Below are 14,214 nucleotides of genomic sequence, written 5' to 3' on the forward strand. Positions count from 1 at the left end.
TGCGGGCCTGCGTACCGACGGAGGGTCGGAGTCCGCGACTACAGTGGAAGACCGGTGCACCGCGCGCCGACGGACGTCGGGTGCTCCTCCTCACCAGGGGAGGGCAGCGCCGGACCAGCCGGTCAGAGGAGAAGCAGCAGATGTTCGAACGGTTCACCGACCGAGCCCGCCGCGTGGTCGTCCTGGCCCAGGAAGAGGCCCGGATGCTCAACCACAACTACATCGGCACCGAGCACATCCTCCTGGGGCTGATCCACGAGGGTGAGGGTGTCGCCGCCAAGGCTCTCGAGTCCCTGGGCATCTCGCTGGAGGGTGTCCGCCAGCAGGTGGAGGAGATCATCGGCCAGGGCCAGCAGGCCCCGTCCGGGCACATCCCCTTCACCCCGCGGGCCAAGAAGGTGCTCGAGCTGTCGCTGCGCGAGGCGCTGCAGCTCGGCCACAACTACATCGGCACCGAGCACATCCTGCTCGGCCTGATCCGCGAGGGCGAGGGCGTCGCCGCCCAGGTCCTGGTGAAGCTGGGCGCCGACCTCAACCGCGTCCGCCAGCAGGTCATCCAGCTGCTCTCGGGCTACCAGGGCAAGGAGCCGGCCGCGGCCGGCGGCCCGGCCGAGGGCACCCCGTCGACCTCGCTGGTCCTCGACCAGTTCGGCCGCAACCTGACCCAGGCCGCGCGCGACTCCAAGCTCGACCCGGTCATCGGGCGGGCCAAGGAGATCGAGCGGGTCATGCAGGTCCTGTCGCGGCGGACCAAGAACAACCCCGTCCTCATCGGCGAGCCCGGCGTCGGCAAGACCGCCGTCGTGGAGGGCCTGGCCCAGGCGATCGTCAAGGGCGAGGTCCCCGAGACCCTGAAGGACAAGCAGCTCTACACCCTGGACCTCGGCGCGCTCGTCGCCGGTTCCCGCTACCGCGGTGACTTCGAGGAGCGGCTGAAGAAGGTCCTCAAGGAGATCCGCACCCGCGGCGACATCATCCTGTTCATCGACGAGATCCACACCCTCGTCGGGGCCGGTGCCGCTGAGGGCGCGATCGACGCCGCCAGCATCCTCAAGCCGATGCTGGCCCGCGGTGAGCTGCAGACCATCGGCGCCACCACGCTCGACGAGTACCGCAAGCACCTGGAGAAGGACGCCGCGCTCGAGCGCCGCTTCCAGCCGATCCAGGTGGGCGAGCCGACGCTCACCCACACGATCGAGATCCTCAAGGGGCTGCGCGACCGGTACGAGGCGCACCACCGGATCAGCATCACCGACGGCGCGCTCGTCGCCGCCGCCACGCTGGCCGACCGGTACATCTCCGACCGCTTCCTGCCGGACAAGGCGATCGACCTGATCGACGAGGCCGGTGCCCGGATGCGGATCAAGCGGATGACCGCCCCGCCGGACCTGCGCGAGTTCGACGACCGGATCGCGGCCATCCGCCGCGAGAAGGAGTCCGCGATCGACGCGCAGGACTTCGAGAAGGCCGCGTCGCTGCGCGACAAGGAGAAGACCCTCCTGGGCGAGAAGGCCGAGCGCGAGAAGCAGTGGAAGGCCGGCGACATGGACGTCGTCGCCGAGGTCGACGACGAGCAGATCGCCGAGGTGCTGGCCAACTGGACCGGCATCCCCGTCTTCAAGCTCACCGAGGAGGAGACCACCCGCCTCCTGCGCATGGAGGAGGAGCTCCACAAGCGGATCATCGGCCAGGAAGAGGCCATCAAGAGCGTCAGCCAGGCGATCCGGCGCACGCGGGCGGGCCTCAAGGACCCGCGCCGCCCCGGTGGCTCGTTCATCTTCGCCGGCCCCTCGGGCGTCGGTAAGACCGAGCTGGCCAAGGCGCTGGCCCAGTTCCTGTTCGGTGAGGACGACGCCCTCATCCAGATCGACATGGGCGAGTTCCACGACCGCTTCACCGTGTCGCGGCTCGTCGGGGCCCCTCCCGGCTACGTCGGCTACGACGAGGGCGGCCAGCTGACCGAGAAGGTGCGGCGCAAGCCGTTCTCGGTGGTCCTCTTCGACGAGATCGAGAAGGCGCACGCGGACGTGTTCAACACGCTCCTGCAGGTGCTGGAGGACGGCCGGCTCACCGACGGCCAGGGCCGGATCGTGGACTTCAAGAACACGATCCTGATCCTCACGACCAACCTCGGGACGCGGGACATCTCCAAGGCCGTGGGGCTGGGCTTCCAGGTCGGCAACGACAACCAGTCGAACTACGAGCGGATGAAGAACAAGGTCAACGAGGAGCTCAAGCAGCACTTCCGGCCGGAGTTCCTCAACCGCATCGACGACATCGTCGTGTTCCACCAGCTGACCGAGGACGAGATCATCCAGATCGTCGACCTCATGGTCGCCCGCGTGGAGAGCCAGCTGGCCAACAAGGACATGTCGCTGGAGATCACGCAGGACGCCAAGAAGCTGCTGGCGGCCCGCGGGTTCGACCCGGTGCTGGGTGCCCGGCCGCTGCGCCGGACGATCCAGCGCGAGATCGAGGACGCGCTGTCGGAGAAGATCCTCTACGGCGAGCTGACCGCCGGTCAGATCATCGTGGTGGACGTCGAGGGCGAGGGCGCGGACCAGCGGTTCGTGTTCCGCGGCGAGGCCAAGCCGATCGACCTCCCCGACACCCCGCCGGTCGCGCTGTCCGGTGGCGACGAGGAGGGCCCGGCCGCCCAGGCCGAGTGATCCTCGGGTAGTCCGTACGAAGGGGCCGCCCCCGCTCATCGCGAGCGGGGGCGGCCCCTTCGTCGTCCCTGGCGGACGACACGGCGACGAGTCCCGTCCCCGATCGCCGCTCGACCGCCGCCCCACCCGACTGAGCAGTTGTGGTCGCCCATCCCGGCGGGTCCGCCCGTGTCGGCGACCGCAACCGCTCACCCGGCCGTGGCCCGTCCCGACTCGGGGGGACGGTGACCGGCCAGGGAGTGGCGGTCAGGCGGGGAGGCGGAAGCGGCCGTCGGCGGTCTGCTCGACCAGCCCGTCGGCGAGCAGCGAGTCCAGGCAGCGGGAGCGCTGGGCGGCGTCGTCCCACGCGGCGTCCAGCTGTGGTGCCGCCACAGGGCCCTCAGCGGCCCGCAGGACGTCCAGCAGCCGCCCGCGCACCTGCCGGTCCGTGCCGGCGAACCTCTGCACCCTGCGGGGCGGACCGTCGGACGCCGGGTGGCCCGCCAGCCGCCACGCGCAGTCCCCCCGCACCGGGCAGGCCGCGCACCGCGGCGTCCGGGCCACGCACACCAGCGCCCCGAGCTCCATGACCGCGACCGAGAAGCGCACCGCCCGCTCGGGGTCGGCCGGGGCGAGCGCCGCGACGTCGGTGAGGTCGGCGGCCCGCGCCGGCGCCGCCTCCGCGCGGCCGTGCACCAGCCGGGCCACCACCCGCCGCACGTTGGTGTCGACCACCGGCTGCGGCTGCCCGTGCCCGAAGCAGGCGACGGCGCGGGCGGTGTACGTCCCGATGCCCGGCAGGGCCTCCAGGGCCGCCACGTCCGCGGGGACGACGCCGCCGTGCCGCTCGGTGAGGGCGACGGCGGTCTCGCGCAGCCGCAGCGCCCGCCGCGGGTAGCCGAGCTTGCCCCAGGCGCGGATCACCTCGGCGGGCGACGCCGCGGCCAGCGCCGCCGGGGTCGGCCAGCGGGCCATCCACTCCCGCCACACCGGCTCGACGCGGGCGACCGGTGTCTGCTGCAGCATCACCTCGCTGACCAGCACGGCCCACGGGTCGGTGTCCGGCCGGCGCCACGGCAGGTCGCGCGCGGCCCGGGCGAACCAGTCGACGAGGACGTCGCCGACCGGGTCGGACGACGGGGGGAGGGCGCGGGCCGGGCTGTCCACGGGGTCCCAGTGTGCCGTCCCCGGGGGTCGGCGTGCCGCCGCAGGTGGGTGCGCCGTGGCGCACTACCGTTCCCGGCGTGCTGCACCCCGTCGGCCCGCTGCCCGCGGCGGTCTACTGGCGGCGGCGGCTGCTGGTCCTGGCCCTGCTGCTGGCGGTGCTCGGCGGCGGGGGATGGCTGGTCGTCGCCGCGCTGACCGGGGGCGACGGCGGGACGGCGACGTCCGCGGCAGCCGCGACGACCGACGCGGCCGACCCGTCCGACGAGCCGCCTGCCCTGGAGCAGGTGGTGCCCTCGCTGGCCAGCGTGCAGACGCCGACGCCGGCCCCCGAACCAGCCGCCGAGCCGGAGCCCGCGCCGGCGAGCCCGACGCCGGGCGGCCCGTGCAGCGACGACGCGATCGGGCTGGAGGTCCGCGCCCCCGGCAGCGCGCCGGTCGGCGGCAAACCCACCTTCGAGCTCGTGGTCACCAACGCCTCGTCGGTGCCGTGCGTGCGGGTGCTCGACGCCGGCCTGCAGGAGGTCCTGCTGCTCGACGCGGCCGGCAACCGGGTGTGGGGCAGCAACGACTGCTTCCCGGAGACCAGCAGCGACACCCGCACCCTGGCGCCCGGTGAGTCGGTGGCCTTCCCGCTCACCTGGGGCGGCCTGACCAGTGAGCCGTCCTGCACGGCCGAGCGGACGACGCCCGCGCCGGGCCAGTACGTGCTGCGCGGCCGGCTGGACACCGAGGTCAGCGCGGACGTGCCCTTCACGCTGACCTGACGGGCCCCGTCCTCGGCCCCCGCAGGGCCCACCGGCGGCCCCGTCCGGGGACTCGCCGCGGCGCCCTGCAGGGTCCCGCCGCGAGCTCGCGAGCAGTGGGGGGCAGGGGGTTCCCTGTCAGCTGTAGCGGTCGAGGATCGAGGTCTCGGCCAGCCGGGAGAGCCCCTCGCGGATGCCCCGGGCACGGGCCTCGCCGACGCCCTCGACGGCCAGCAGGTCCTCGATGGTGGCCGCGAGCAGCTTCTGCAGCCCGCCGAAGTGGTCGACCAGGCGGTCGATGATCCCGGACGGCAGCCGCGGGACGCGGGCCAGCAGGCGGTAGCCGCGGGGGCTGACGGGGGAGTCGAGCGCGTCGGCGGAGGTCGGGAGGCCGTAGCAGCGCGCCACCGCGGACAGGTCGAGCAGTTCGGTGGCCGACAGCGCGCGCAGCTCGGCCAGGACCTCGTCGATGCCCTTGGGACGGCGCAGCCCGGACGGCAGGTAGTCGCGCACCAGCAGGGCGCGGTCCTCCTCGACCCCGGCGAGCATCTCGTCGAGCTGCAGGGCGAGCAGCCGCCCGTCGGTGCCCAGCTCGACGACGAAGCCCTCGATCTCGTCGGCGATCCGGCGCACCATCTCCAGCCGCTGGCTGACGCTCATCGCGTCGCGGACGGTGACGAGGTCCTCGATCTCCAGCGCCGACAGCGTGCTGGCCACCTCGTCGAGGCGCAGCTTGTAGCGCTCGAGCGCGGCCAGCGCCTGGTTGGCCCGCGCCAGGATCGTGGTCGGGTGCTCCAGCGTGTACCGCCGTCCGGCGACGTAGACGCTGATGATGTGCATCGACTGGCTCACCGAGATCACCGGGAAGCCGGTCTGGATGGCGACCCGCTCGGCGGTGCGGTGCCGGGTGCCCGACTCCTCCGTGGGGACGCTCGGGTCGGGCATCAGGTGCACGCCGGCCCGCACGATGCGGCTGCCGTCGTAGGAGACGATCACCGCGCCGTCCATCTTGGCCAGCTCGCGCAGCCGGGTGGCGGAGAGGGCGACGTCGAGGGCGAAGCCGCCGGTGCAGATGGACTCCACCACGCGGTCGTAGCCGAGCACGATCAGGGCGCCGGTCCGGCCGGCGAGGATGCGCTCCAGGCCGTCACGGAGCGCCGTGCCCGGTGCGATGCGGCCGAGCAGTTCGCGGAGCGCGACCTCGGAGTCCACAGCGGGGGGCACGAGCGCTCCTGACGTTCGACGTGGTGGCGGCTGATTCTACGTGGCCCCCACGGTACTGGCGGGCGCCGGTGAGGCAGCTCACCGGCGAGGGGCCACCACGGGCCCCGGCCGGCCTCAGAAGAGGCGGGCGAAGGCGGCGCCGAGGTCGGGGACCTCGACCAGCCGCATGCCCTTGGGCGCACTGCCGGCGTCCTCGGGGACGAGCGCCACCTTGTAGCCCTGGCGCGCTGCCTCGGCCAGCCGGCGGCCGGTGCCGCCGACCCGCCGGATCTCCCCGGACAGCCCCACCTCGCCGACCGCGACCAGGCCGCGCGGCAGCGGGACGTCCTTGGCCGCCGACGCGATCGCCAGCGCCAGCGCGAGGTCCGCCGCGGGCTCGGCGATGCGCACCCCGCCGACGGAGGCGGCGAAGACGTCGGCGTCGGCGAGCTTGACCCGGCCGCGCCGCTCGACGACCGCGTTGACCATGGCGACCCGCTGCGAGTCCAGCCCGCTGACCGCCCGACGGGGCGAGCCGCCTCCGCCGCTGGCGGCCACCAGCGCCTGGACCTCGGCCAGCAGCGGCCGGCTGCCCTCGAGGGTGACCGTGACGCAACTGCCCGCCACCGGTGCGGTGCGCCGCGAGACGAACAGGTGGGAGGGGTCGGGGACGCCGACCACACCGGTGTCACCGATCTCGAAGCAGCCGATCTCGTCGGCCGGGCCGAAGCGGTTCTTCATCGCCCGGATCAGGCGCAGCGTGGAGTGGCGCTCGCCGTCGAAGGAGACGACGACGTCGACGAGGTGCTCGAGGGTGCGGGGCCCGGCGATGGCGCCGTCCTTGGTGACGTGGCCGACCAGGATGGTGGTCATCCCGCGGCTCTTGGCGACGGCGGTCAGCGCGCTGGCCACGGCCCGCACCTGGGTGGAGCCGCCGTCGGTGCCCTCGACGGCGGGGGAGCGCACGGTCTGCACGCTGTCGAGGACCAGCAGCGAGGGGGCGACGTCCTCGACGTGGGCGAGGACGGCCGACAGCTCGGTCTCCGCGGCGAGGTAGAGCTGGTCGTGCAGCGCGCCGATGCGCTCGGCCCGCAGCCGTACCTGGGCGGCGGACTCCTCACCGGAGACGACGAGGGCCGGGCCGTTGGTGGCGGCCACGCGGTGGGCGACCTCGAGCAGCAGCGTCGACTTGCCCACGCCGGGCTCGCCGGCGACGAGCAGCACCGCCCCGGGCACGAGGCCGCCGCCGAGGACGCGGTCGAACTCCTGGATGCCCGTGGGCACGGCACGGGCGGCGGCGAGCTCCACCTGGGCGATGGGCACCGCCGGTGCGGTCACCGGGCCGGCGGCCACGGCGCGCAGCGGGGACGCCGGGGTGCCGACCTCCTGGATGGTGCCCCAGGCCTGGCACTCGGGGCACCGGCCGACCCACTTGGCGGACGCGTAGCCGCACTCGGTGCAGCGGTGGGCAGGGCGGGACTTCACTCCGGCAGGTGGCACGGACCGACGCTAACCGCCGGGTACGACGGTTCCCGGGGAGGACGACGGCGTGCCCGCCGTGACGTCACTCGGTCTCGGTGTCCTGCTCCTGGTCGCGGCTCTCGGAGCCGCCCTCCTCGTGGTGGAAGTCGAAGGGCTCCCCGCGGGGCAGCGCACGATCGGGCGTGGCGACCACGGCCGGGACGGTGACCTCACCGGCGCGCTGGAAGGTGAGGGTGACCTCGACGCGCTGACCGGAGGTCAGCTCCTCGGAGAGGTCGGCCAGCTCGACCGTCGGGCCGCCGGCGCCGCCGAGGAAGACCGTGGAGCCCGCGGGGATCGGGATCTGGACCTGCGTGCTCGGGCTCGGCGCGGCGGGGGCGCTCGACGTCGGCACCGTGCCGGGGGCCGGCGTGGCACCCGGGGTGGTGGGTACGGACGGCGTGGCGCCGGGGGTGGTGGGTGTCGACGGTGCGGCGCCCGGGGTGCTCGGCGTCGCCGGGGTGGTGGCGGCCGCCGGGGAGCTCGGGACGGCGGAGGCCGTGGCCTGCCCGGAGACCACCACGCCGTCGAAGGCCGTGCCCTCGATGCCGACGAGGGTGTCGGCCTCGGTGTCGCCGTTGACGATCGCCATCTGCAGCTCGGCGTCGTCACCCTCCGCGTAGAGCCCGTCCTGCGGGTACGCGAGCGAGACGGCGCGCAGGGTGATGTCGCCGACCGCCGCCTCGGGACCGACCTTGTCCCGGTTCTGGGTGGCCGTCTGGGGGACCTGGCCGGCGCTGCACGCGGTCAGCGCGACCGGGCTGAGCAGCAGGACACCCATCGTGGCGGCGCGCAGTGCGCGGTTCACAGCCGTCGACCTCCAGGGACGTTCCGGCCACCGCAGGTCGATGGCCCGAGTCGCGCCGAGCCTAACGCCCACCCCACGATGGTCGCCGGGAGGTGAGGCGGTGGTGCCCGGCATGCCGCGACGGCCCGCGGGCGACCCGGCGCTGGCCGCGTTCCCCGCCCGCGCACCGGACACCCGGCGGTGGTGCTTCGCCGACCAGCTCGGTCCGCACTTCCTCGACCGCCCGGACCAGCCGGTCCTGCTGATCGAGTCGAAGGCGGTGTTCGCGCGCCGCCGGTTCCACCGCCAGAAGGCCCACCTGGTGCTGTCGGCGCTGCGGCACCGGGCCGCCGAGCTGGGCGACCAGGCGGAGTTCTCCCAGGTGCGCACCTACGCCGAGGCGCTGGACCGGGTGCGCGAGCCGCTGAGCGTGTGCGCGCCCACCACCTGGAGCAGCCGCGACTACGTCCTGCGCCGTCCCGACCTCGCCGTCCTCGCCGCCCGCGGTTTCGTCGCCACGCAGGAGGAGTTCGCCGGCTGGGCGGATGGCCGGGGGAGACGCCGGCTGCTCATGGAGGACTTCTACCGGGACAACCGGCGCCGCCACGACGTCCTCATGGACGGCGCCGAGCCGGTCGGGGGGCGCTGGAACCTCGACCACGACAACCGGGAGCCGCCGCCGTCCGGCGGGCGGCTCGCCGTCCCCGAGCCGTGGTGGCCGGAGGAGGACGAGATCGACGAGCGGGTGCGCGCCGACCTCGACCGCTGGGAGGCCGACGGCGACGTCGCCTTCGTGGGGGACGACGGCCCGCGGCTGTTCCCGGTGACCCGCGAGGAGGCGCTGCTCCGGCTGCACGACTTCCTCGGGACCCGGCTCGGCGCGTTCGGCCCGCACGAGGACGCGATGCTCACCGGGGACCGCTGGATGGCGCACTCGCTGCTCTCCCCGGCCCTCAACCTCGGTCTGCTGGACCCGCTGGAGGAGGTGCACGCCGCCGAGCAGCGCTACCGCGACTCGGTGGCCGAGGGCGACCCGTTGCCGCTCAACAGCGTGGAGGGGTTCGTCCGCCAGGTCATGGGGTGGCGCGACTACATCTGGCACACCTACTGGCACTTCGGCCGGGACTTCCGGCACGCCAACGCCCTGGCCGCGCACGAGGCGGTGCCGGACTGGCTGGCCGACCTCGACGACGGCGCGGTCGAGGCCGCCTGCCTGTCCGACGTCCTCGGCGACCTGCGCCGCGACGGCTGGGTGCACCACATCCCGCGGCTGATGGTGCTCGGCAACTACGCGCTGCAGCGCGGCATCGACCCGCTGGCGATGACCGACTGGTTCCACCGCAGCTTCGTCGACGGCTACGACTGGGTGATGGTCGCCAACGTCGTCGGCATGAGCCAGCACGCCGACGGGGGCCTGCTGGCCACCAAGCCCTATGCCGCCGGCGGCGCCTACATCGACCGGATGAGCGACTACTGCGGCGGCTGCCGCTACGACCCCCGCACGCGGCTGGGCGAGGACGCCTGTCCCTTCACCGCCGGCTACTGGGCCTTCCTCGAGCGCAACCGGGAGCGGCTGGCGCCCAACCAGCGGATGCGCCGCGCGCTGCAGGGGCTGGACCGGCTCAAGGGCCTGGAGGAGGTCGTCGAGCAGGAGCGGCTGCGGGGCACCGAGGTCATCTGACCGGGGGACGACGGTCCAGTTCGGGCCCGCGCCTGCCGATCCCCCTCCCGTACAGGAGTACGGCGGGAGGTGCGGATGGCGACGGGTCCGGCGTTCGACGACGTCCTCGCGGCGGCCCAGGCGGGCGCCGCGTGGGCCTTCGAGGTGCTCTACCGCGACCTGTCCCCGGCGGTCACCGGGTACCTGCGGCTGCACGGTGCCCTCGACCCCGACGACCTGGCCAGCGAGACCTTCCTCGCCGTCTTCCGCGGCCTCGCCGGCTTCGCGGGGGACGAGGACGGCCTGCGCTCGTGGGTGTTCACCATCGCGCACCGCCGGCTGGTCGACGACTGGCGCCGGCGCAGCCGCCGTCCCCAGCTGGCCGACGACGCCGACGACCTGCTGCCCGAGACGCGCGGCGGCGACGTGGAGGACGACGTCCTGACCCGGCTGGGCACCGAGACCGTGCACCGCATGTGCGCGGGCCTGCCGGCCGACCAGCGCTCGGTCCTGCTGCTGCGGGTGCTCGCCGACCTCACCGTCGAGCAGGTGGCCGCGGTGATGGGCCGCTCGGTGGGCTCGGTCAAGGCACTGCAGCGGCGCGGGCTGCGCCGGCTGCGCGCCGAGCTGGAGCCGGCCGGGACCCCCCGGACGGGTGAGACGGCTGGGACGACGGGCGCACCCCTGTCGGCCCGCCCGGCGATGACGGGAGCGAGATGACCACGCCAGCCGACGTCCGGGCCGACGAGGAGGCCTTCGCGGCCTGCCTCGCCGGCCGTCCCGTGCCCGCGGGCGCGCAGGGCCTGGCCGCGTTCACCGACGCGGTCCGGGCGAGCGCCACGGAGCCCGGACGGCCGAACGCGGCCCTGGCCGAGCTGCTGGCGACCGGTCTCCTCGTCCCCACCCAGGAACCGTCCCGCGGGACGGCCGGGCGACCCGCCCGGACCTCACGGAAGAGGCCCCACGTGCTGATCTCCACCCTCACCGCCAAGTTCGTCGCCGCTGGTGCCGTCGCCAAGGCGGCCGCCGCGGGCGGCGTCGTCGCCGTCGCCCTGACCGGCACAGCGACCACCGTCGCGCTGACCACGCCGGACGAGCCGACCTCCATCGAGACGACGAGCGTCTCGGACGAGAGCACCGTTCCGCAGACTGACCCGAGCACCGCGCCGACCGAGTCGACCACCGAGACCGACGACGACCTCGCCGGCGAGCAGCCCGAGGCGCCGACGGAGGACGAGCCGACGACGCTCCCCGTGCCCGCCCCGACGACCTCGGACCCGGCCGGCGACGGCTCCGGGGAGGGTGTCGCCGACGACACCACCGAGACGCCCGCCACGGAGGTCGACGACACGCCGGCCGAGCCCGTGTCCAGCAACCACGGTCAGCGCGTCAGCGAGGCCGCCCGCGACGGCGTGGCCAACCGCCAGCAGATGCCCGGCGTGGCCCACGAGAACCGTGACCAGCGCCGGGCCGACCGGGCCGCCGCTCCGGTCGAGGAGCCGGCGGTCGAGGAGTCGGCCGAGCAGGCGCCGGTGGTCGAGCAGCCGGCGCCGGCCGGCCACGGCAACGGCAACGGCAACGGCAACGGCAACGGCAACGGCAAGAACGGGAAGTGACCCCGCGGGCAGGCTCGCGGCGGCCCTCCCGCAGGGTCCCGCCGCGAGCCTGCGAGCGGCGGGGGCAGGAGTGCCGCCTTCAGCTGACCGCGGCCCCGCCGGCGAGCAGCAGCACCACGTCGAGGACGGTCAGCAGCATGACCGCGGGGAACGCCAGCCGGCGGAACCGCCGGGTGCCGGCCAGCGCCGCGACGACGACGGCCGGCACCGCCAGTGCCAGCCCGGCCCACCCGGCAGCGGTCGGCGGGCCGTCCGGTCCGAGGACCAGCACCAGCGAGGCCACCCCCAGCACGACCGCCCCGGTGACGGCGGAGCCGCGCGCACCGAGCCGGTGCGGCAGGCCGCGGACGCCGGTGGCCAGGTCGTCCTCCAGGTCCGGCGCGACGTTGGCCAGGTGCGCGGCGGCGCCCAGCGCGGCCCCGGCGGTGACCAGCCACCACGGCGCCGGCGGCGCTCCCGGCGCCGCCGCCACCACCCCGGCCGGCAGCGCCCCGAAGCCGGTCACGTAGGGCAGCACCGACACGGCGGTGCGCTTGAGCCCGGCGTTGTAGGCCCAGCCGCTGGCGACCAGCACGAGGAGCAGCAGCCCGGGGACGGGACCGAGCAGCAGCGACAGGACGACGGCCGCCGCGGCCGAACCGACGGCCAGCGTGCGCAGCAGCGTGGGTGCCACGGCGCCCTGCACGACCGGCTTGTCGGCCCGCGCGACGGCCCGGTCGCGGTCGGCGTCGAGCCAGTCGTTGCTCCACCCGATGGACGCCTGACCAGCGAGGACGGCGACCGTGACGAGTGCCGCACGTCCCGCGGGCACCCCGGCGGCGAGGGCGAGGAGCCCGGCCACGACGGTGACCGCGACCGCCGGCCCCGGGTGCGTGGCGAGGGCCAGCGCACGGGGGGTCACCCCCGGTCGCACCCCTCTCGCACGCACACCGACCATGCTCCTGTCAACCCCTCCCGAGTACTCTCTCTGGCCGTTGACCTGCGGGTTTACGAAATCAGACGGTCCCGTTCGTCAGTTTGCCGTGGTAACCTGTGGACAGCGAAAGGGGTCACACACACATGGGCTTCACTGTCGGCGAGACCGTTGTCTACCCGCACCACGGGGCAGCGCTGATCGAGGCGATCGAGACGCGGGTCATCAAGGGCGAAGAGAAGGCCTACCTCGTGCTGAAGGTCGCCCAGGGCGACCTGACCGTGCGGGTGCCGGCCGACAACGCAGAGATCGTCGGCGTCCGTGACGTCGTCGGTCAGGACGGACTGAACAGGGTCTTCGAGGTGCTGCGCGCGCCGCACACCGAGGAGCCGACCAACTGGTCGCGTCGCTACAAGGCCAACCTGGAGAAGCTCGCCTCGGGTGACGTCAACAAGGTCGCCGAGGTCGTGCGCGACCTGTGGCGCCGCGACAAGGACCGTGGCCTCTCCGCCGGCGAGAAGCGCATGCTCTCCAAGGCGCGCCAGATCCTGGTGAGCGAGCTCGCGCTCGCCGAGGGCACCAACGAGGACAAGGCCGAGGTGCTCCTCGACGAGGTCCTCGCCAGCTGAGCTCGGTCCCCGAGTTCTCCCCGCACCTCCAGCCCACTCCCGTGCACGCTGTCGGCATCGTCGCAGCGGCCGGGAGTGGTCTGCGTCTGGGGGCGGATCGGCCGAAGGCGCTGGTCCCGCTGGCCGGGCGGCCGCTGGTCGCCTGGGCGGTCGACACCCTGCTCGGCAGCGGGGTGGCCGAGGTGGTGGTGGCCGTGCCGGCCGACGAGCTGGCCGCCTTCGCCGCCGTCCTGCCGCCGGAGGCGCGTCCGGTCGTCGGCGGCGCCACGCGCACGGCGTCGGTCCGGGCGGCCCTCGCCGCCGTCACCGATCCCGCCCGCCCCGTGCCCGACGCGGTCCTGGTGCACGACGCCGCCCGCCCGCTGACCCCGCCCGAGGTGGTGACCCGCGTGCTCGCCGCACTGGCGGACGGGGCGCCGGCGGTCGTGCCGGTGCTGCCGGTCGTCGACACGACCGTGCGCGTCGACGGCGACGGCGTCGTGACCGGCGCCCTGCCGCGGGAGGCGCTGCGCCGGGTGCAGACCCCGCAGGGCTTCGCCGGCGCCGTCCTCGTCGACGCCTACGACCGGCTGCCCGACGGCGTCGAGCTCACCGACGACGCCGCGGTGGTGCGCGCCGCCGGGGTCCCGGTGGTGACCGTGGCCGGCGACGAGCGGGCCGCGAAGGTGACGGTGCCGCACGACCTGGCCCTGGCCGAGCTCCAGCTGCCGCGGTGAACGCGGGAACGGCGGGCGAGCGAGCATCGCAGGGAGCGCCGGAGACCGAGGAGCGGGACGAGCCCGGAGTCGACCCATGAGCACCGAGCTGCCGCGGGTGGGCGTCGGGGTCGACGTCCACCCGGTCGAGGCCGGCCGCACCTGCTGGCTGGCCGGGCTGGAGTGGCCGGGCGTCGACGGCTGCGCCGGGCACTCCGACGGCGACGTCGTGGCGCACGCCCTCACCGACGCGGTCCTGTCCGCCGCCGGGCTCGGCGACATCGGCGGCCTGCTCGGCACCGACGACCCGCGTTGGGCCGGCGCCCGCGGGGCCGCCGTCCTCGCCCACGTGCGCGAGGTCCTCGCGGCGGCCGGGTGGCAGGTCGGCAACGCCGCGGTCCAGCTGGTCGGCAACACCCCGAAGGTCGGCCCGCGCCGCGCGGAGGCCGAGCGGGTGCTCGGCGAGGCGCTGGGCGGCCCGGTGAGCGTCACGGCCACCACGACCGACGGGCTGGGGCTCACCGGGCGGGGCGAGGGCCGGGCGGCGATGGCGACGGCCCTGGTGGTCCGGACGACGCCCGTGGACCCCGCGCCGAGCTGACGCTGCGCTCCGCGGACTCCGCGCGGTGCTG

13 protein-coding genes are annotated in these 14,214 nt (G+C 74.8%); 8 read left to right on the forward strand and 5 right to left on the reverse strand.

The genetic code is table 11. From position 1 onward, the window contains the following. Positions 1-140 precede the first annotated feature (140 nt). The gene (locus ACI79G_RS13725; protein WP_091218645.1) at positions 141-2,669 is read left to right on the forward strand and encodes an ATP-dependent Clp protease ATP-binding subunit; all 2,529 of its coding nucleotides are present in this window, start codon (positions 141-143) and stop codon (positions 2,667-2,669) included. Positions 2,670-2,915: 246 nt separating this feature from the next. Here ACI79G_RS13725 and ACI79G_RS13730 read toward each other — a convergent pair whose 3' ends face one another. Further along, positions 2,916-3,815 carry an A/G-specific adenine glycosylase gene (locus tag ACI79G_RS13730; RefSeq protein ID WP_456881678.1) on the reverse strand — a complete coding sequence of 300 codons (900 nt, stop codon included), beginning with the start codon at positions 3,813-3,815 and terminating at the stop codon, positions 2,916-2,918. Between the two features lie 77 nt (positions 3,816-3,892). Here ACI79G_RS13730 and ACI79G_RS13735 point away from each other — a divergent pair, with 77 nt between their 5' ends. Further along, positions 3,893-4,579: a MucR family transcriptional regulator gene (locus ACI79G_RS13735; RefSeq protein WP_456881679.1), complete on the forward strand. Its 687-nt coding sequence runs from the start codon at positions 3,893-3,895 to the stop codon at positions 4,577-4,579. 117 nt (positions 4,580-4,696) lie between these two features. Here ACI79G_RS13735 and disA read toward each other — a convergent pair whose 3' ends face one another. From disA to ACI79G_RS13750, 3 genes are all read right to left on the reverse strand, one after another. Continuing rightward, a complete protein-coding gene (gene disA / locus ACI79G_RS13740) occupies positions 4,697-5,782 on the reverse strand; it encodes a DNA integrity scanning diadenylate cyclase DisA (RefSeq protein WP_456881680.1) in 1,086 nt (361 codons plus the stop codon). Between the two features lie 114 nt (positions 5,783-5,896). Then, entirely contained in the window at positions 5,897-7,261 is a 1,365-nt protein-coding gene (gene radA, locus ACI79G_RS13745) for a DNA repair protein RadA (protein WP_456881681.1), read from the reverse strand. A 64-nt stretch (positions 7,262-7,325) separates the two neighbouring features. Further along, positions 7,326-8,090, reverse strand: a complete 765-nt coding sequence (locus ACI79G_RS13750; RefSeq protein WP_456881682.1) for a hypothetical protein — start codon at positions 8,088-8,090, stop codon at positions 7,326-7,328. Positions 8,091-8,202: 112 nt separating this feature from the next. Between ACI79G_RS13750 and ACI79G_RS13755 the strand changes: the two genes are divergently transcribed. The 3 genes from ACI79G_RS13755 to ACI79G_RS13765 all read left to right on the forward strand — a co-directional run bounded on the left by ACI79G_RS13755 (position 8,203) and on the right by ACI79G_RS13765 (position 11,345). Further along, complete coding sequence (locus tag ACI79G_RS13755) at positions 8,203-9,750, forward strand: cryptochrome/photolyase family protein (protein ID WP_456881683.1); 1,548 nt, start codon at positions 8,203-8,205, stop codon at positions 9,748-9,750. Positions 9,751-9,825: 75 nt separating this feature from the next. Beyond that, entirely contained in the window at positions 9,826-10,449 is a 624-nt protein-coding gene (locus ACI79G_RS13760) for an RNA polymerase sigma factor (RefSeq protein WP_456881684.1), read from the forward strand. After that, complete coding sequence (locus ACI79G_RS13765; protein ID WP_456881685.1) at positions 10,446-11,345, forward strand: hypothetical protein; 900 nt, start codon at positions 10,446-10,448, stop codon at positions 11,343-11,345. The genes ACI79G_RS13760 and ACI79G_RS13765 overlap by 4 nt, the downstream gene beginning before the upstream one ends. A gap of 79 nt (positions 11,346-11,424) precedes the next feature. Here ACI79G_RS13765 and ACI79G_RS13770 read toward each other — a convergent pair whose 3' ends face one another. Further along, positions 11,425-12,246 carry a UbiA family prenyltransferase gene (locus ACI79G_RS13770; protein WP_456881686.1) on the reverse strand — a complete coding sequence of 274 codons (822 nt, stop codon included), beginning with the start codon at positions 12,244-12,246 and terminating at the stop codon, positions 11,425-11,427. Positions 12,247-12,404: 158 nt separating this feature from the next. On the opposite strand from ACI79G_RS13770, the gene ACI79G_RS13775 reads away from it, so the two are divergent. The 3 genes from ACI79G_RS13775 (at position 12,405) to ispF (ending at position 14,183) form a co-directional block, all read left to right on the forward strand. Then, complete coding sequence (locus ACI79G_RS13775; RefSeq protein ID WP_073418385.1) at positions 12,405-12,887, forward strand: CarD family transcriptional regulator; 483 nt, start codon at positions 12,405-12,407, stop codon at positions 12,885-12,887. Positions 12,888-12,928: 41 nt separating this feature from the next. Then, on the forward strand, positions 12,929-13,603 hold the full coding sequence (gene ispD, locus ACI79G_RS13780; RefSeq protein ID WP_456881687.1) for a 2-C-methyl-D-erythritol 4-phosphate cytidylyltransferase: 675 nt from the start codon (positions 12,929-12,931) through the stop codon (positions 13,601-13,603). 76 nt (positions 13,604-13,679) lie between these two features. Further along, positions 13,680-14,183, forward strand: coding sequence for a 2-C-methyl-D-erythritol 2,4-cyclodiphosphate synthase (gene ispF / locus ACI79G_RS13785; RefSeq protein ID WP_456881688.1), 504 nt, complete (start codon positions 13,680-13,682; stop codon positions 14,181-14,183). Positions 14,184-14,214 lie beyond the last annotated feature (31 nt).

It is taken from the genome of Geodermatophilus sp. SYSU D00779 (assembly GCF_054050595.1).

What these genes read in the sequence shown, in the direction of transcription:
- ACI79G_RS13725 (WP_091218645.1), top strand. Translation starts at nt 141, where the DNA reads ATGTTCGAACGGTTCACCGACCGAGCCCGCCGCGTGGTCGTCCTGGCC.
- ACI79G_RS13755 (WP_456881683.1), top strand. Translation starts at nt 8,203, where the DNA reads ATGCCGCGACGGCCCGCGGGCGACCCGGCGCTGGCCGCGTTCCCCGCC.
- ACI79G_RS13760 (WP_456881684.1), top strand. Translation starts at nt 9,826, where the DNA reads ATGGCGACGGGTCCGGCGTTCGACGACGTCCTCGCGGCGGCCCAGGCG.
- ACI79G_RS13765 (WP_456881685.1), top strand. Translation starts at nt 10,446, where the DNA reads ATGACCACGCCAGCCGACGTCCGGGCCGACGAGGAGGCCTTCGCGGCC.
- ACI79G_RS13775 (WP_073418385.1), top strand. Translation starts at nt 12,405, where the DNA reads ATGGGCTTCACTGTCGGCGAGACCGTTGTCTACCCGCACCACGGGGCA.
- ispF (WP_456881688.1), top strand. Translation starts at nt 13,680, where the DNA reads ATGAGCACCGAGCTGCCGCGGGTGGGCGTCGGGGTCGACGTCCACCCG.